The organism is Bradyrhizobium sp. LMTR 3 (genome assembly GCF_001693485.1).
Classification (GTDB): Bacteria; Pseudomonadota; Alphaproteobacteria; order Rhizobiales; family Xanthobacteraceae; genus Bradyrhizobium.
The window spans coordinates 578,429-596,850 of record NZ_MAXC01000012.1; the positions used below are offsets into that span (position 1 = coordinate 578,429).

15 protein-coding genes are annotated in these 18,422 nt (G+C 59.7%); 7 read left to right on the forward strand and 8 right to left on the reverse strand.

All coding sequences use genetic code 11. From position 1 onward, the window contains the following. Window positions 1-46: 46 nt before the first annotated feature. The 7 genes from LMTR3_RS12315 to LMTR3_RS12345 all read left to right on the forward strand — a co-directional run bounded on the left by LMTR3_RS12315 (window position 47) and on the right by LMTR3_RS12345 (window position 8,809). Window positions 47-1,267: an MFS transporter gene (locus LMTR3_RS12315; RefSeq protein WP_065745638.1), complete on the forward strand. Its 1,221-nt coding sequence runs from the start codon at window positions 47-49 to the stop codon at window positions 1,265-1,267. Window positions 1,268-1,349: 82 nt separating this feature from the next. Beyond that, entirely contained in the window at window positions 1,350-2,225 is an 876-nt protein-coding gene (locus LMTR3_RS12320; protein ID WP_065745269.1) for a hypothetical protein, read from the forward strand. Then, window positions 2,222-3,532 carry a tetratricopeptide repeat protein gene (locus tag LMTR3_RS12325; protein WP_065745270.1) on the forward strand — a complete coding sequence of 437 codons (1,311 nt, stop codon included), beginning with the start codon at window positions 2,222-2,224 and terminating at the stop codon, window positions 3,530-3,532. Before LMTR3_RS12320 ends, LMTR3_RS12325 begins: the two co-directional genes overlap by 4 nt. A gap of 179 nt (window positions 3,533-3,711) precedes the next feature. After that, window positions 3,712-4,404 (forward strand): cupin domain-containing protein, encoded by a 693-nt coding sequence (locus tag LMTR3_RS12330; RefSeq protein WP_065745271.1) that lies wholly within the window; start codon window positions 3,712-3,714, stop codon window positions 4,402-4,404. 189 nt (window positions 4,405-4,593) lie between these two features. Continuing rightward, a complete protein-coding gene (locus LMTR3_RS12335; RefSeq protein WP_065745272.1) occupies window positions 4,594-4,845 on the forward strand; it encodes a hypothetical protein in 252 nt (83 codons plus the stop codon). 182 nt (window positions 4,846-5,027) lie between these two features. After that, window positions 5,028-5,198 carry a cupin domain-containing protein gene (locus LMTR3_RS38440; protein WP_176721864.1) on the forward strand — a complete coding sequence of 57 codons (171 nt, stop codon included), beginning with the start codon at window positions 5,028-5,030 and terminating at the stop codon, window positions 5,196-5,198. A 257-nt stretch (window positions 5,199-5,455) separates the two neighbouring features. Further along, window positions 5,456-8,809, forward strand: coding sequence for an AAA family ATPase (locus tag LMTR3_RS12345; RefSeq protein ID WP_065745274.1), 3,354 nt, complete (start codon window positions 5,456-5,458; stop codon window positions 8,807-8,809). Between the two features lie 75 nt (window positions 8,810-8,884). Here LMTR3_RS12345 and LMTR3_RS12350 read toward each other — a convergent pair whose 3' ends face one another. The 8 genes from LMTR3_RS12350 to LMTR3_RS12385 all read right to left on the reverse strand — a co-directional run bounded on the left by LMTR3_RS12350 (window position 8,885) and on the right by LMTR3_RS12385 (window position 18,232). Further along, window positions 8,885-10,144, reverse strand: coding sequence for a patatin-like phospholipase family protein (locus LMTR3_RS12350; RefSeq protein ID WP_065745639.1), 1,260 nt, complete (start codon window positions 10,142-10,144; stop codon window positions 8,885-8,887). 100 nt (window positions 10,145-10,244) lie between these two features. Next, window positions 10,245-11,147, reverse strand: a complete 903-nt coding sequence (locus tag LMTR3_RS12355; RefSeq protein WP_176721865.1) for an encapsulin — start codon at window positions 11,145-11,147, stop codon at window positions 10,245-10,247. Window positions 11,148-11,206: 59 nt separating this feature from the next. Next, window positions 11,207-11,437 carry a hypothetical protein gene (locus tag LMTR3_RS12360; protein WP_065745276.1) on the reverse strand — a complete coding sequence of 77 codons (231 nt, stop codon included), beginning with the start codon at window positions 11,435-11,437 and terminating at the stop codon, window positions 11,207-11,209. A gap of 256 nt (window positions 11,438-11,693) precedes the next feature. After that, the gene (locus LMTR3_RS12365) at window positions 11,694-11,993 is read right to left on the reverse strand and encodes a hypothetical protein (RefSeq protein ID WP_245319836.1); all 300 of its coding nucleotides are present in this window, start codon (window positions 11,991-11,993) and stop codon (window positions 11,694-11,696) included. Window positions 11,994-12,455: 462 nt separating this feature from the next. Next, window positions 12,456-14,381: a potassium transporter Kup gene (locus tag LMTR3_RS12370; RefSeq protein ID WP_065745278.1), complete on the reverse strand. Its 1,926-nt coding sequence runs from the start codon at window positions 14,379-14,381 to the stop codon at window positions 12,456-12,458. Window positions 14,382-14,537: 156 nt separating this feature from the next. Further along, window positions 14,538-16,439, reverse strand: coding sequence for a potassium transporter Kup (locus tag LMTR3_RS12375; protein WP_065745279.1), 1,902 nt, complete (start codon window positions 16,437-16,439; stop codon window positions 14,538-14,540). Window positions 16,440-16,597: 158 nt separating this feature from the next. Then, the gene (locus LMTR3_RS12380) at window positions 16,598-17,425 is read right to left on the reverse strand and encodes an OmpA/MotB family protein (RefSeq protein ID WP_028349766.1); all 828 of its coding nucleotides are present in this window, start codon (window positions 17,423-17,425) and stop codon (window positions 16,598-16,600) included. A gap of 33 nt (window positions 17,426-17,458) precedes the next feature. Further along, entirely contained in the window at window positions 17,459-18,232 is a 774-nt protein-coding gene (locus LMTR3_RS12385; RefSeq protein ID WP_065745280.1) for a motility protein A, read from the reverse strand. Window positions 18,233-18,422: the final 190 nt, after the last annotated feature.

Consider the following 18,422-nt stretch of genomic DNA (forward strand, 5'->3'; position numbering starts at 1 on the left):
GAGCTCGATCGCGGGGCATCTCATTGACTGGCGGAGCAGTCGCAGCATGAACTTCAATTTTCCCGCGCTCAACCATGAGGCGGCGACAGCCGTTCGCCGAGAGCGCAGCAATGTCGTAAGGCTTGCTGTCGCTCAGGCGCTCGCGGGCGCCAATTCTACGGTCGTCTACGCAACCGGGGCTGTTGTTGGCGACATGCTGGCGCCCAGCAGGACGCTGGCGACGCTGCCGGTTTCCGTTTTTGTCGTCGGCATGGCCCTCTGCACACTACCGGCGGGTGCCGTCGCCGAACGGTATGGCCGGCGTGCAACATTCCTGCTCGGTGCGGGCAGCGGCATCCTCGCGGGCTTGATCGCGTTTCTTGCGGTCCTCCGGGCGTCGTTCCCGCTATTCTGCATGTCGACTTTCTTCGGGGGCGCCTACGCCGCAGTGGTGCTCTCCTTCCGTTTTGCTGCTGCCGATTGCGCAGCGCCGGAACGGCGGCCCCGTGCTCTTTCCGCCGTGATGGCCGGCGGTGTATTCGCTGGTGTGATTGGTCCACAGCTTGTGACGCACACCATGAACCTGTGGGAGCCCTACCTCTTCGCGGCGACGTTTATTGGCCAAGCGACGCTTGCGGCTTTCTCCGCAGTCATCCTGGCGGGCGTTCAGCTTCCTCGGCCAACTGCAACTGAGCGAGGCGCTGGAAGGCCGCTCGCTGTGATCGCCTACCAACCGCGTTTCATCCTGGCAGTGATCTGTGGGGTAGTTTCCTACCTGCTCATGAATTTCATCATGACGGCAGCCCCGCTGGCGATGAAGTTCTGCGGGTTGTCCCAGGAGTCAGCCAATCTTGGTCTGCAGTGGCACGTCATCGCGATGTACGCCCCCAGCTTTTGGACAGGACGCCTTATCACGCGGTTCGGTTCATCCGCTGTCGTCGCCGTCGGGCTGGCGCTCATCGCTGCCTCATCGTCGGTGGGTCTGCTCGGCATCGACGTCGCGCATTTCTGGGCGACGCTGATCTTGCTCGGGATCGGTTGGAATTTCGGCTTCATCGGTGCTTCGGCCATGGTTCTCGAATGCCATCGTCCCGAGGAAAAGGCGCGAGTCCAGTCGCTCAACGACTTCGTCGTCTTTGGCACGATGACGGTCGGTTCATTCCTCTCCGGCGGGCTGCTGTCGTCCTTCGGCTGGTCGACTGTCTTGGCTCTCTCGTTCGTACCACTACTGATCGCGTTGTTGGCGCTAATTGGGTTTTCGTATCGAGGCAACATACAGCCAACCTGACCAGCACGGCGCTTGCCGCCTTGCCGATACAAAGTGTTCAAGCCAGCCGGCTTGCGCAAGAAACGCTTCGAGGAGATGCGACATGAACGAAGCAGACGCCCCAGTGCAATATATGGAGCGAACGCGCCACTATTACCGTGCTCTCGGATACGCCAACGACTATGTCTGGGCGACCTTTGACGAAGTCCCCTTCACCCTGCCTGCCAAGCCACTTTCGGACCTGCGCATCGCACTGATTACCACGGCCAGTCCGCTGGATTTTGATGGGGTGAAGCGCGTGTGGTCAGGCGTCGTTTCGCCGCCGCCGGAGAAGCTGTTTACCGACAATGTTGCGTGGGACAAGGAGTCGACCCACACCAATGATCGGGGCAGCTTTTTGCCGATAGAAACCGCTTTCGAATTAGTCGCCGATGGAATCATCGCCGGACTGACCCCGCGCTTTCACGGTGTGCCGACGGAATACAGCCAGCGAAAAACGAAGACCACGGATGCGCCTGAAATCCTGGCGCGCGTTCGACAAGATGGAGCGGATGCTGCAATCCTTTGCCCCCTTTGCCCCGTTTGTCACCAGACCATGAGCCTCGTGGCTCGTCATCTCGAAGCGAATGGAATTCCAACCGTCATTATCGGTTCGGCGCTGGACGTTGTCGAGCATTGCGGCGTTCCACGGTTCTACTTCACGGATTTTCCGCTGGGCAATCCGTGCGGGCATCCGTGGCGACCCGACATGCAGCGCGAGATCGTGCGCCAGGCGCTCGCCCTTTTTGAGACATCGAAGGCGCCGCGAACAACTGTCAAGGCGCCATTTGCCTGGAACGAAGGAGGGACCGTCTGGCGGGCTCGATACGGTCGGGTCAACCCAGCAGATCGAGAGCGATTGCTCAAACTAGGCGATGAGCGGCGCCGTAAGCAGGCGCAATCCAAGCAGGCGGCTGCCGATAGGGAAACATCCGAATGACTGCGAACCCGATGAGAAATCTCGCGAACGCTCTTGAAGACCGATACGGGAACAAGTTGAGCACAAGCTCCAGCAATGCCCGCGACGCCTATATCGTCGGTGTTGACAAGCTGTTATCGGCCGGCTGCGGCATTGACCAGGCTTTCCGTGAGGCGATAGCGGCCGATGAAAACTTTGCCCTTGCGCACATTGCGCTTGCGCGGAGCTTGCAGGTTCTCGGTCGGGGCCACGAAGCAAAAGATCCGCTGGAACGCGCGTTGGCGCTCGCCCAAGCTACGACAGCGCGCGAGCAAAGTCATATTGCGATCTTTGCCAAGATCCTGGGCGGTCGGGGCGCTGAAGCTGTTTCGATGATAACCGAACACGTCAAGGACTGGCCCCGCGACGCCATGGTGCTGGCGCCGGCCACCGGTGTTTTCGGTCTGATTGGCTTCTCCGGTAGGTCCGGGCGCGAGGTGGAGCAGCTAGCACTGCTGGAGCCGCTGGCCACGCACTATGACGATGACTGGTGGTTTCGAACAGTGCTCGCGTTTGCCGAAATCGAGCTGCATAAGCTCGAGAGTGGTTTTAGGAATATCGAAGCCGCACTTCGCGGTTTTCCTCGCAATGCACACGCTGCGCATATCAAGGCCCATCTGTTCTACGAGAAGGGGCAGCGCGAAGAAGGGCTCGCCTATCTCGACCAATGGAATGCCGCCTACCCGCGAGAGGGACAACTGCATTGCCATATAAGCTGGCATCTTGCCCTCTGGTCGTTGGAAACCGGCAGGCGCGATCAGGCATGGAAGATCTATCGCGAAGCGCTGCATCCGGGCGGTTCGTGGGGCCCGCAGATAAATGTCCTCACCGACTGCGCTTCGTTCCTTGCACGGGCCGAGATGGCAGGTGAGCCGCGATCTCTGGAATTGTGGAGAGAAATCAGCCAGTATGCGGCGAAGTGGTTTCCCAATTCAGGGATCGTCTTTGCCGATATGCACAGTGCACTTGCCTTTGCAATGGCTGGCGATGCGGAGGCACTTGCGAGGATCATCGAGAACCCAAAGGGACCCGCTGCGGACACACTGGTACCTATCGCGCGCGGCTTCGACGGTTTGGCGAGGGGCGACTGGACACGGGTCGTCGATGAACTAAAGCCCGTTTTGCAGGCCCATGAAAGAGTCGGAGGTAGCCGCGCGCAGCGCGACCTCCTGGAATATTCCGTGACCTGCGCCTTGCTGCGCAGTGGTCGCGCCGACGAAGCGCGGCGCCTGATCGCTTCACGACGACCTCAGAATGCGGCGAGCGGACTTCCGCTCGCCGGAATCTAAAGCGGTCCCGCTGCAGCTTTCCTGCGAGAACTGCTGGAGCAGCGAGAAATTGAAGGGAGGCGGGTCGTTAGACCGGTTCATGAATTCGAACCTGTGTTCGCTAGTCGCGAGCAACGGTGAAAGAGCCGAAGTAGTGAAGCGCCAAGTTTTGGATGGTGCTACCATGAGGGAGAGCAGCGATGCGCATTAACGATGACCTATCAAAGCCAGTTTTCGTTCATGCCGCGAAAGTGGACTGGGCAGCCAGTCCGTCGGCCGGCGTTGATCGGCGCATGCTATTCCGCATCGGCGGTGAAGTCGCGCGCGCTACATCGATTGTACGTTATGCTCCCGGCAGCGTCTTCCCGCGTCATACGCACAGCGGTGGAGAAGAAATTGTCGTCCTGGAAGGTACCTTTCAGGACGAGCATGGCGATTACCCCGCGGGCACCTATTTTCGTAATCCTCCGGGCACCTCGCATGTCCCCGCCTCGAAGGATGGCTGCACCATTTTCGTCAGGCTGTGGCAGTTCCGTGATGGGGACCAGATTCAGATCGTGCGTCGACCAGGTCAGGGAGAACAGGTCGAGCCGCGCTCTGGCGCAATGAGAGCAACCGTTCTGTTCGAGGATGGCCACGAGGAGGTGCGTCTTGAGGACTGGGAGCCAGGTGAAACCATCAGGGTTGCGAACACGCGCGGGTTGGAGTTTTTCGTTCTATCGGGGGGACTAACAATCGGGGGCGAAGCGCTGGAGCCGCAGAGCTGGGGCCGCCTGCCCGCCGGCGTCGACCTGAACGCGAGAGTTGGTTCGCAAGGTGCGAAAATCTGGATGAAAGAGGCGCCGCTGCTGCATCCGGATGTCTGTCAGCTACCCGGCAAACCAGTAGCCTAACCGGGAACAACAAAAAAAGAAAAGCTCCTCGAACCCGAATTGAGCTCTTCGCCACCGCTTCCGCGGGCGCACTATTCATGCTTCAGATCACCCGCGTGAGGCTCGCGGTGCTTGCGCTGGTACTTTGCGTGATCGGTGCTTACGCGCTCAACAACACCATGCAGAGCGAATGTCCCGCTGATCTTCGGCGTGTTCGGCTATGCGCTGGTGAGGTGCGGATTTCCGCTGGCGCCGCTGATCCTCGGCCTCATCCTCGGCGATCAGATCGAGATCAACCTTATTCGGGCGATCATGACGGACGACAAAGACCCGCCGCTGTTCTTCACGCGGCCGATTTCCGGCGCGTTATTGCTCTGTGCGGCGCTATCGGTCGGCCTCGCTATCTGGCAGCACATGCGTCATCAGGCGCGAACCGCGCGTGAGGGAGCGCCCGAGTTCTGACGCCGAGAATCCGGCATTTCCCAAGGGCGTCCAAATCGCCACTCTGGTAGGCGACCAGACGAAGGCTGGAGACACCATCATCTTACGCATGAACTTTCCCGCAAACTTCCAAATGCCCCCGCACACTCACCCCTATTCCGAGGTCGTAACGATAATCAGTGGTGCTATCGAAACGAGCCAAGGTGAAAAGTTCGAGAAAAAAGCCAAATACTGAAGCCGGGCGCATTGTGGGCGTAACCGGCAAACACGCGCATTGCGCATGGACCGGCAACGAAGAAGCAGTTCTCCAAGTGCAATTCACCGGCCCGGGTATTGACTACGTCAACCCGGCTGACGATCCGCGCAAGAATTAGCTGTCCGCCCAGCTTAAGCTGGCGGGATTTGCTTAACTGAGCCCCGACGCGGTAATTGAATAAGGATACGAGCTGCTGCGGTGCATGAGTCCTTTTCTGGACCCTTAACAAACGTCGCGCTTGGCAGCGTCCACTTTTCGCCGGGGCCACTGTATTACATTGGGCGAGAAGTCTGGCGATCGGCGCCTCCGTCGACAGATGTGCCTTCGCAAGGCTCTTCCATGTGCTATTCTCATTGTACACGCCATAGGTCTACCATGACAGGTATTGCAGAGTGGCTAGCATCGATCGGTTTGAGCGGGTACACGGAGCGATTCCGCGAAAACGCCATCGACCTCTCGGTCGTTCGATATCTCACGGAGCAGGATCTAAAGGACCTGGGCGTCCTGCTGGGGCATCGCCGCAAGATGCTGCGCGCGATCGCAGAACTTCAGGGAGAGGTTCCGCGAATACCTCGAACGGGCACCAAGCCGGCGTCGGCGGACAACGCCGCGCGGCGTCAACTTACAGTCATGTTTTGCGATTTGGTCGGCTCGTCGGCACTTTCGGCTCGCCTTGATCTGGAAGACTTGCGGGCCGTAATGGGCGCCTATCACCGCTGCATCGCAGAGGTTGTCGCCCAGAATGACGGTGTTATCGCGCGGTACATGGGAGATGGCGTGCTCGCCTATTTCGGCTATCCTCAGGCGCACGAGGATGATGCCGAACAGGCGACACGCGCCGGGCTGGCACTGGTCGATGCCGTAGCCAAGCTCCGGACAGATCCCGCGACCGAGCTACAGGTTCGCGTTGGCATCGCTACCGGCATGGTGGTCGTGGGCGATTTGACCGGCGAAGGCTCGGCTCAAGAGCAGACGGTCATTGGCGAGACGCCGAACTTGGCTGCGCGCCTGCAGCAGTTCGCCAATCCCGGTACCGTGCTGATTTCCGAGAGTACGCATCGGCTCACTGATGGGCATTTCGAATACCGCAATCTCGGCCCTGTCGCGCTCAAAGGATGGGCGGAGCCAATACCAGCCTGGCAGGTCCTGGGAACGACCGAAGTCGAAAGCCGTTTCGAGGCACAGCACAAAACCCGATTGGCGCCGCCAATTGGGCGTGACGAGGAAATCGAGATGCTGTTGCGTCGCTGGCAGCACGCCAAGCGTGGCGAAGGTTGCGCGGTGATGCTCACCGGAGAGCCCGGTATCGGCAAGTCGCACATTGCTTTAGCGCTTGACGAGCGGCTCCACGCCGAACCGCACATTACAGTGCGCCAGTTCTGCTCGGCGCACCACACTAACAGTGCGCTGTATCCATTCATCCGCCAGCTCGAACGGGCTGCCCGGTTCGAGCGGAGTGACCCGCCGGCAGAGAAGTTCGCCAAGCTTGAAGCGCTGCTCGCGCGGTCCGGCGCTGATGCCGACCGCGTAGTGCTACCTTTGGCCAACCTTCTGTCGGTACCACCCAGTGACCGTTACCGCATGCCAGAGCTGAGCCCGCAGAAGCGCAAGGAGATGACATTGGCGGCGTTCTTGGCTCAACTCAATGGCTTGGCGGCGCGACAGCCCGTGTTTCTCATTGTTGAGGATGTCCATTGGGCGGATCCGACGTCGCTGGAGCTTCTCACGATGACCTTGGAACAGGTACCGCGGCTTCGAGTGCTGCTGCTCATCACCGCGAGGCCCGAGTTCGCGCCGCCCTGGCCAGGTCATGCGCATGTGACGACGATCTCGCTCACGCGGCTGAACCGACGCAACGGGGCGGCGTTAATCGAGCGCGTCACCGCCGGCAAGACGCTCCCGGAAGAGGTAATGGACCAGATCCTCGCCCGCACCGATGGCGTGCCCCTGTTCGTGGAGGAACTGACCAAGACGGTGCTCGAAACCGGGCTGTTACATGAGCAGGACGATCACTACGTCCTTAACCGTCCTCTGCCCTCGATGGCGATTCCGACGACATTGCACGCATCGCTGATGGCGAGGCTCGATCGATTGGCTCCGGTGAGGGAGGTGGCTCAGATCGGCGCTGTGGTGGGTCGCGAGTTCTCCTACGAACTGCTGAGCGCCGTAGCTGGGTTGCCAAAAGAGAGACTTGAGGAGGCGCTTGACCAGTTGGTTCGGTCGGAGTTGATATTCTGCCGGGGCGAGATACCCCAGGCGGTCTATACTTTCAAGCACGCGCTTGTGCGGGACGCCGCCTACTCGGGACTCCTGAAGAGCCGACGCGCAGCGCTGCACGCCACGATCGCGGACGCCTTCGAGCAACGGTTCCCGGAAATTGTGGAGGCTCAGCCCGAAACTCTCGCGCACCATCTGACGGAGGCCGGGCTGTTCCAAAAGGCGGTGGCATATTGGCTGCAGGCGGGCAAGAAGGCCGCCATGCGCTCGGCGAACCTTGAGGCCATCGTACACTTGCAACGAGGTATCGAGGCGTCGGGCTATCTGCCTGACAGCGCGCGAAAGGACAGGTTGGAACTTGACTTCCAATTCGCTCTCGGGCCCTGCCTGATCGCTACGCAAGGGCCAGCCTCGAACAAGGCGATGGCAACCTTTGCCCGCGCGCGTGAGCTGTGCGAGCGCCTTGGAAACCCTCCCGAGAAACTCCAGGTGATGTTCTGGTTGACCACCGCGAGCGTAATGCGCGGTGAGTTGCCGGTGGCCGAGGAAACGATCGCGGTCCTGCTCCAACTCGCCGAAGCGCGCGACGATCGACCGGCGTTGCTCAACGCGATGCGCGGGCAGGCGATGATCCGCCTTTTCATGGGACACCTCACCGGTGCCCATGAAGTGATCGAACGCGCCTACGAAGCGTTCGAGGCGAGCAGCGAGGAGGACAGGCTGGCGGCGCGTGCGGCCGGCCAGGATGCCGGCGTGGCCGATCTGGCGCTGATGTCGTGGGCTCTCTGGCTGCTTGGCCACGCCGATACGGCAATTATGCGAATGGACGCTGCCACTCAGCGCGCCGACGCCATCAGTCATCCGCACTCGCAAGCATATGCTTGTTACTATGCATGCATTCTTCATGCCCTTCGTGGCGAATTCCTGACTGCGCAACGTCATGCCGAACGCTGTATCGCCCTGTCGGAGGAGCATGGATTCCGGCAATGGCGCTTGGCGCGCGCCATTCGGGGCATATGCGTGGCGTCGCTCGATCCTTCCAGCGCACTCGGGGAGATCCGTGCCGCATTGGACGAATATCGTAGCGCAGGTTATCAGCTGGCCATCACCGCGCTCTACGTGCTTTTGTGTCCGCCATTGTTGATTGGTCACGACTACGAGGCCGCGCTGAAATTGATCGAGCACGGCCTCGCCACAACCGGCCGCAACAGTGAACGAATCTTGGAGGCCGAATTGTATCGGCTGAAGGCACGGGTGCTGGTCGTCCGCGGCGGACCAGGCGGCGAAGCCGAAGCGCAGGCACTGCTCGACCAGGCATTAAACACGGCAAGAAGCCAACACGCCAAGACGCTTGAACTTCGAGCCGCAACGGACCGTGCCGCGCTGTGGATCGATCAGGGCAGACGCGAGGAAGCGCTCAATTTCCTCGCGCCGATCTATGCCTCGTTCACCGAGGGTTTTGACACTCAGGATCTAAAGCAGGCAAAGGCTTTGCTCGACCGGTTGAGGTGACTTGGACTTTAGTTGTCGAAACTGAACTCGAACTCGGGCTCGCCAAGTTGGTCAAAGAGCTACTTTGCCTTGGCGTTACACAGCCGCTCGCTTTCGATATTCATGATACTTATCTTGCACCGCTCGCCACCCCGCCCCGTCTTTCTCCGGATCCTCGTTTATAAAATATGGCTTGTTGTGCGGCTTTTGCTTTATCTCCCTGCCATACACTGCAATCGCTTGGTCCGCAGCGGCTTTCCCCAGCTTTCGCCCGTTATCCAGATTGCTGTGATTCCAGTTGAAATTGATGTGCCCCGGCACGTGAATCTCGACGACTGTGCCGTTCCATTCTTTCCCTGTTCCCGGATTGTCATACCGGACATGGTATTTGAACAGCTTGACGTCATCTTCGCCAACTGTCGCTGCAAACAATTGGCAAAGATTTGCCAAGGCATCATGAAGATTTTCCGGTTTTCGGATTTGCTTCGAATCGACGATCCTGCTCACCCATATTTCGTCTAGATTGGGGTGCTCCTCGAGTAAGCTCCAGAAGTTGACGGTGTCGACCAAAGCTCCTTCGCAGTATGTAACTCCGTCGATCTCTACGGTTCCCTCGACGAAGGGAAGGGCCGAACACGCACATAGAGAGCGTGCATCGATAGACCCCTTGTACTCTTTAGTGTTTTTCATTTCACAATTGGAAAACAACGCGAGCTTCTGTTCGTCGAGATTCCACGCGTTGTGAAAGATAGCTGGCTTTCCCTGCTTTTCCAGCTCCGCGAAATTTATGCTCTTCATAAACTCGCTGTCAGGATAGTTGATCCTGGACAGGCCGTTGACATTGGACAGGTACATCATCGATGTGAGATAACGGACGAAGGGATTGGTCGCCATTGCCTGGTTGAGAATCCATCTATTGAAGTCTCCTTCATCCAGTCTTTTAAACTTTTTCTTTTTACCGGGCATCTGATTGGACACGAGCTCCATGGAGTCCTGGAAGACATCCATCATCTTGTACGGGTCCCATAGGAAGTCTTTATAATTGTCGGGGTCGGTGACGAAGCTATTCAGAGCCTGTATGTTGCTTCGCCAATCCGGTCCGAAGACGGTGTTTATGGGAAAGCGCTTATAGCTTTCGTCATCTCGAAAAACGCCGTTCTTGAAGAATTGATAAGTCTTTTCGACCTTATCTTCGTTGTCACCCCACTGATTGTAAACGATCCCAACCCAGGCGCCGATGCAGGATAATGCCCACACATCAAACGTTATATCGTTGGCGACAAGAGCTTCCAGAACCCCGATGTGCAGCCCTGCTGCCGGCCCACCACCGCCAAGCGCAATTGCTCTCTTCACCATTGGCTCCTCCATCTAATCTGTTGCGTGGTTCAATTTGAACATTCTCCGATCGAGTTTTGAATTACGCGAAGAGTTGTCGCTCGCACTGCGGTGTACGGCGCTATGGCGGGAACAACAGGCGCACCGCAGCTTCTGGCTCCTTGCGACGCATCGCGAGCACGCCATAGACTCGGAAGCGGTACTGATCCTGCGCGGTCGTTTCGATGAAGCGTAGCGTTGGTTCTACAGCAACGACCCGGTCTGCGGGATCGCCCCCGACCGAAACAAGCACTCCTTCTTCCGCATCAAGCGCCGGGGAACGTCGAATGGGCGAGGCCAAAAGAGGCTCGATCTGGTCCTTTGGAAGTACCAGCGTGGGTGCGTTCGGTGTGAGGGCGGCGATGAAAGCATCGCGTCCGAGAATCAGGTGATATGGACCCATGTGCCCGGCCGCTTCCAGGATGACAATCGCTTCGGCTACGGCCGAAACGATGAGGTGTCCGTAATCGGATACGCCCCCCGTAGCATTCACTACCTGATGCGACTGACGGCGCGGGCCGTAGGCGACATTGCGAGCACTACCAGCCAAGCCATCGTAGTCCGCGCGGTCCTGCCCGCGTTGAATATCAGCGTGCCTCGGCAGGGCGCGACCATCTGGGCGATAGGCGTTAGCAACGAATGCAAGGCCGCGAAGAAGTACCTCATCCTCGATGCGAGCAAAGTCGCTCGCGGCCCGGCGAGCCAGTGAAAGTGCGCGCGTGAGCTCGGGTTGCTGAACCTGCTGCTTATCCAAGAGGAACCGGACCGAGATCTCGGGTAACGGGATCGTTGTCACGTCATCGATGGTGCGCGTCAGGGCGTCGATCCGATCAACGGCGACTGTCTTGTCGTTTGCACCGACTTTCGTCGTCGGAATCATTCGTTCCACGACCCGAACGCGTTTTACTTCCGATGCGACTGCCGCGTCGATGGTCCCCCACTGCTGCTGTGTCCAATCAACTCCCAATCGTTGAGCGTCACCCATGTGTGCTCCTTCCTGGTCCATCCAGGGCTATGGCTTTCAATTCTGGCCCTTCGCTTCTCCTACTTCTGATCAGACAATTTCGCGCGCTCTTCCTGGAGCTTCGTTTTCGCTGCTTCTTCATCGTTACAGGAATGCACGATCGTCCAGGTCCGGGGGACCCATCGCTCCCTGAAGGCCCTTTCGTCGGCTTCAAGCTCGTTCTTCGGCTCAGTATCTGGCGGTTTGCTGCCGTAAAAAATCTGGAGCTGACCTCTGTCCGTGCTCACAACGTGATATTTGAGGTTTGGCATGATACTCGCTCCTACTCAGACGTAACGTTGACCTACAGCTCCAGGTAGCGCGGAACCTCGAAATGCTTTCGAGGATCCTTGCTCCGTCGATCAGGACGGCGGATGCTGTCCGCGTGATCAGCTCGATACGTTGATAGTTCTGCGACCTAAGCCTGTTCAGGGACATCGTTGGGTCTTCCTGCTTGGTCGGGAATGTACGGGTCCCAGAGGAAGCCTTTATAGTTGTCGCGGTCGGTGACGAAGTTATTCAGAGCCTTTATGTGGCTTGCGTCAATCCGGTTCGAAGACGGTGTTTATCGGAAAGCGCGCATAGTTCGTCCTCCCGAAAAACTCCATTCTTGAAGAATTGATAGGTCAGTTCGGCCCTGTCTTTGTTTTCAACGTCATCGCCGAATTGATTGTAAACAATGCCAACCCGGGCGCCGATGCAGGACAATCCCCACACATCAAACGTTATCTTCGGCTTTATGTCGGCAGCGGCAATAGCTTCGAGAACCCCGATGTGCAGGCCGGCTGCGGGACCACCGCCGCCGAGCGTAATCGCTCTCTTCACCATAGGTTCCTCCATCTAATTTATCGTGCGGCTTATTCTCCGATCAAGTTTCTGAATTGCGTGAAGAGAAGGAGATTAATCGTTTTTGGGATCATTGGAAAGCGCGGTGGACGTCGATGTTCGACGCTTCTCGGACCTGCTGATCGCACTAGCGCATCCGCTAAGAGCCCGGGCTTGCATATCGTGCGCGGTTACGTTTGGCCCTCTTGTGCATTTGTGAACCAGTTCATGTTAGATATTAATCGCTGACGATAGTATGGAGTAGCCATTCGTGACTTCCGCTTTTGGCCGGCCCAAAGCGGACCTACGGCCCTGAGCGATGTCCGTTGCTGGGTGACAAGGTGAGGTAATCGGTCGCCGCGTGAAATCGTCTTTGACCCGCGTCAAACACTATGTCCGGCATGAATCCGAAATGAGCTTCAACGCCCACCATCGGCCGACGATCATGACCTATGGGTTCTCGCCCTAGATCGTGACCTGCGTTCCGACTTCGACGACACGTCCGGTCGGGATCTGGAAATAGTCGGTGGCGTCGTTGGCGGCGCGGCTGAGGCGGATGAACAGCAAATCCTGCCAGCGCGGCATGCCGGAATGCGCGGCGGGTTTCAGCGCGCGGCGGGACAGGAAGAACGACGTCGACATGATGTCGAACTGCCAGCCGAGCTTGCGGGCGATCGCCAGCGTCTTCGGCACGTTGGGCGATTCCATGAAGCCGAACCGCAGCGTCACCCGGGAGAAGGTCTCGCTGAGCTGCTCCATCCGCACCCGCTCGGCATCGTCGATCCGCGGCGTCGGCGCGGTCTCGATGGTGAGGATGACGTTCTTCTCATGCAGAACCTTGTAGTGCTTCAGGCTGTGCATCAGCGCCGTCGGCGCGCATTCGGGGTCGGAAGTCAGGAACACGGCCGTGCCCGGGACCCGCTGTGGCGGACGCTTCTCCAGCATCGCTACCAGCTCGGCCAGCGGGAATTCCAGCTTGCGCGATTTCTCGAACAACAGCCGGCTGCCGCGGCGCCACGTGTACATCAGGAGCATCACGATGCCGCCGAGCGCGAGCGGCACCCAGCCGCCCTCGAGCACCTTCAACAGATTGGCGGCAAGGAAGATGACGTCGAGAAACAGGAACGGGGCGATCAGGGCCGCGGCCGCGATCGGCGACCATTTCCAGACCCGCCAAACCACGACAAAACCCATCATGGCCGTCACCACCATGGTGCCGGTCACGGAGATTCCGTAAGCCGAGGCCAACCCGCTCGACGAGCGGAACAGGACCACCAGCAAAATCACCGCAACGAACAGCAGCAGGTTGATGCGCGGGATGTAGATCTGGCCGGAATGTGCTTCCGAGGTATGACGAATTTCGAACCGCGGCAGCAGCCCGAGCTGGATCGCCGTGCGCGTCAGCGAATAGGCGCCGGTGATGACGGCCTGGCTCGCAATCACGGTCGCGGCCGTCGCGAGCGCCACCATCGGGATCAGCGCCCAGTCCGGAAACATCAGGAAGAATGGGTTTTCGATCGCCTTGGGGTCTGCGATCAACAGCGCGCCCTGCCCCAGATAATTGATCGCCAGCGACGGCAGCACGATGAAGAGCCAGGCGGTCTGGATCGGCCGCTTGCCGAAATGGCCTAGATCGGCATAGAGCGCCTCCGCGCCGGTGACGGCAAGAAACACCGCGCCGAGCGTGATGAAACCGATCATGCCGTGATGGAGCATGAAAGAAACGGCGTAGAGCGGATTGAGTGCCTGCAGCACTTCGGGATGCCGCATGACCTGCGGCACGGCTGCGACCGCGATGACGGCGAACCAGACGCACATCACCGGTCCGAAGAACGCGGCGACGCGCGCGGTGCCGCGGGATTGCACGGCGAACAGCGCCACCAGAATGATGACCGTCAGCGGCACGACATAGTGTTCGAAGGTGACGGTGACGAGCTTGATGCCTTCGATGGCCGACAACACCGACAGCGCCGGCGTAAGAACCGCGTCGCCGTAAAACAGCGCGCCGGAGATGATGCCGAGCAGCACGATCGCCGCCCCGCCCTTGCCGACTGCGCGCTGCGCCAGCGCCATCAGTGCCAGCGTTCCGCCCTCGCCATTGTTGTCGGCACGCAAGAGGATGACGACATATTTCAGCGTCACCACCACGATCAGCGCCCACAGGATCAGCGAGAGCACGCCGAGCACGGCCAGTGGCGTGACACCGGCCGCAGTCTCGCTGGCGGCGACCACCGCTTCGCGCAGCGCGTACAAGGGGCTGGTGCCGATGTCGCCATAGACGACGCCGATGCTGCCGAGCATCAGCGCCTTGAAGGTGGCGGTGGAATGCGCTTCGCCATGACCGTTGGCCGCGGGCGTTTCCGCCGCGGGGATCGCAAACTGGACTGACATGAGATGGGGGCCTCGGTTCCTTACCGCACTGCACAAGTGCAGAAGCGCAGCCCTATACTCCCGGGACGAATTGACAGGTTAGCCGGAATCCGGGCCTCCGGTATGCGCCTTCCGCATAGATGGCGGCAAAGGCTGCAGCCAATTCTCCATCTGAAATCAGATAGTTACTTGGGTACCCACCTCCACGACCCGCCCGGTCGGGATCTGGAAGTAGTCGGTGGCGTCGTTCGCCGACCGGCTCATCGCGATGAACATATGATCCTGCCAGAGCGGCATGCCCGACTGCGCCGAGGGCTTTAGCGACCGCCGCGACACGAAGAACGAGGTCGCCATGATGTCGAACTGCCAGCCGAGCTTGCGCGCGATCACCAGCGCCTTCGGCACGTTCGGGGATTCCATGAAGCCGAACCGCAGCCGCACCTTGGAAAACTTCTCGCTGATGGTTTCCATCTTGACCCGCTCGGATGGGTCGACGCGCGGCGTCTGTGCAGTTTCGATGGTCAGGATCACATTGTGTTCGTGCAGCACCTTGTTGTGCTTGAGGTTGTGCATCAGCGCGGTCGGCACGAAACTGGGATCGGAAGTCAGGAATACCGCCGTGCCCTTGACGATATGGGGCGGCCGCTTTTCCAGGCTCTTGATCAGGTCCGCCAGAGGCACCTCAATGCGCCGCGTCTTGGCGACCAGGATCGTGGCGCCTCGACGCCAGGTCCAGATCATCACCGCCACCGCAACGCCGAACAGCAGCGGCACCCATGCGCCCTCGAACAGCTTCAGGAGGTTTGCGGCAAAGAAACTCATGTCGACGACGACGAAAGGCACGATCACCGCCGCCGCCGTCGCCGCGCGCCAGTTCCACAACTTCCAGATCACGACGAATCCCATGATGCCGTCGACCACCATGGTGGTAGAGACGGCGATGCCATAGGCCGACGCAAGACCGCTCGAGGTGCGGAACAACAGCACCAGCAACACGACCCCGATCAGCAGCATCCGGTTGACGCGCGGCAGATAGATCTGGCCGGCATGAGCTTCGGAGGTGTAACGGACCTCGAAGCGCGGCAAGAGGCCGAGTTGCACCGCCTGGCGGATCAAGGAAAAGGCGCCCGTGATCACCGCCTGGCTCGCGATCACGGTCGCTGCAGTCGCCAATATCACGAGAGGTATGAGCAGGACCTCCGGGACCATCCGGTAGAACGAGTTCGTGATCGCCGATGGATCCGACAACACGAGCGCGCCCTGGCCGAAATAATTGATCAGGAGCGCCGGCAATACAAAACCGAGCCATGCGGTCTGGATCGGCTTGCGTCCGAAATGGCCGAGGTCCGCATAGAGCGCCTCGCCGCCCGTCACTGCCAGAAACACCAGGCCCATCGTCACCAGTCCGACGACGCCGTGGGAAAGCATGAACTGGATCGCATACCAGGGATTGATCGCGTAGAGCACCGTGGGATCGTCGCTGATGTGGACAAGGCCCATCACCGCCAGCGTAACGAACCAGACCATCGTGATCGGCCCAAAGAGCGAGGCGACGCGCGCGGTGCCGCTGCTCTGCACCGAGAACAGCACGACCAGAATGAAGATCGTCAGCGGCACCACGTAATGTTCGAGCGCGGGCGTGACGAGCTTAAGACCTTCGACCGCCGACAATACCGAGATCGCGGGCGTGATCATGGAATCGCCGATGAACATCGAAGCGCCGACCACGCCAAGCGCCAGCAACGGCCAGCTTCGGCGGCCCAGCGCCCGTTGACCCAGCGCCATCAGGGACAGCGTACCGCCCTCGCCGTTGTTGTCGGCGCGCAACAGCAGCAGCACGTATTTGGCGGTGACGACGATGAGCAGCGACCACAGGATCAGCGAGAGCACGCCGAGCACGATGATGCGCGATACCGGCTGGCCTTCCGCGGCGTGCGAGGCGGCCTCGCGGAACGCATACAGCGGCGAAGTGCCGATATCGCCGAACACCACGCCGATACTGCCCAGCGTCAGGGCCCAAAAGCCGGAGGTGGCATGCCCATCATGGGCTGCTTCGGTAGATGTGACGCTGACAGTCATGATGGAGAAGGAACGTTCTCGTCGTTGATTTGATCCGGGCGGCTATCGGCGCTTCCGCGTTGCCTGTCAATCATCGCGCGACCATAGCACCACGCGCGATGCGAGACTGGCGCAAAGTAGCCACAGCACCGCGCTGGTATTATGGTAGTTTCGCGGTGCTACGGCTTCAGGTTGGGCGGAAGCGGTGGATTTTCGCGCATCAACGTGATGGTAACGCGACGGTTTGCCGGCAGCGTCGGATCGTCGGGAAACAGCGGCTGGCTGTCGGCCTTGCCGCCGACCGCGTAGATGTGGGATGCGGGCAGCCCTTCGCGTTCGAGGATCTGGCGCACGGCGTTGGCGCGGTCCGCCGACAGATCGAAGGCGCCATATTCGCCGCGTGACGGCAGGAAGCCGGCAGAGGTGTGGCCGACAATGTTGAGCCGCAGCGGTGTCGCCTTCAGCGGCACCGCCAGTTTCTGGATCAGCCGGCGGGTGCGGTCGTAGGGCACCTTGGAGCCGTCGGCGAACATCGAGCGGCCATCCTGGTCGACGATTTCCAGATTGAGCCCCTCTTTGGTTTCCTCGAACATGATGTTCTTGGACATTTCGGTCAGTTCCGGCATGTCCTGCAGCGCCTGGCGCAACGAAGCTGCGGCGAGCGCGAACTCGCGATCGACTTTCAAGCGGGCGCCGTTTTCGCGCTGACGATCCTTGTCGTCGGGCGTCGGGGTATTGGAGGCATCCTCGGGCGGAATATGCTCGACATTCTTCAGCTTCGGCCGCGTCGGCAGGCCGTCGGATTCGACGATTCCCGAATGCCGCGACTCGGTCTGCACGCCAAATGCCTCGCGCATCGAGCCGGCTACGATCTTGAGCTTTTGCTGGTCCTGGCTGGAGAACGCAACCAGCATCACGAAGAACGACAGCAACAACGCCATCAGATCGGCGAACGTCACGAACCAGCCGTGACCGCCATGCGCCTCTTCGCGTTTTTTCTTGGCCATGCTTTATGTCCGCGCCTTGATGCTATCAGCCGATCAGGCCGGAACCAGTTCGCCTTCCTCGTGGCGGTGCTTTTCGGGCAGATAGGCCAACAACATTTCACGCACCAATGCCGGGCTCTTGGAATCGCGGATCATCAGGATGCCGTCGATGATCAGCGTGCGGTTGGTTTCCTCGTCGATCAGCTTGCCATGCAGCTTGTCGGCGATCGGCAGGCAGATCAGGTTCGCCACCAGCGCACCGTAAAGCGTTGCCAGCAAGGCCACCGCCATGAAGGGACCGAGCTTCGAGGGATCCGACATGTTCGAGAACATCTGCACCATGCCGAGCAGCGTGCCGATCATGCCGAATGCCGGCGCGCAGTCGCCGATGGCCCGATAGATCTTCGAGCCCTCGTTCAGATGCATCAGAAAATTGTCGCGATCGCGCTCCATGTTGTCGCGGATGAATTCCAGGTCGTAGCCGTCGGCGACATAGCGGATGCCCTTGGCGAGAAACGGCTCGTCGGTCTCGACCTTTTCCAATCCGACCGGACCCTGCTTGCGTGCAATTTCCGCAATGCGCGCCAGTTCGTCGACCAGGTCGCGCGCCGAGAGCCGGCTCATGGTGAAGGCGAATTTCGCGCCGAGCGGCATGCCGTGCAGGATTGCGCTGAGCGGAAACCGAATAAGGGTTGCGGCGAACGAACCGCCGAAGATGATGATGACGGCATGGATGTCGTAAAACATCCGGAAATCACCGCCCATCAAGATCAGCGTCGACAGGACAATAATGCCGACGATCAGGCCAACGAGCGTGGTGATATCCATTCTGAACTCCAACGCATACGCGAACTACCGGCCATCCTGACCGGTCGCGCGCTCCATTCGGAGCTGGCGCAGAGGAACCCTACGACCGCGCAATTAAAGAGCCGTAAAGGTTAAACTCGAACAGGGATCGTAAAAATGCGGGGCGGCGGGCGGCACAATCTCAAGGATTTGCTAACCATGCCGACTCGGG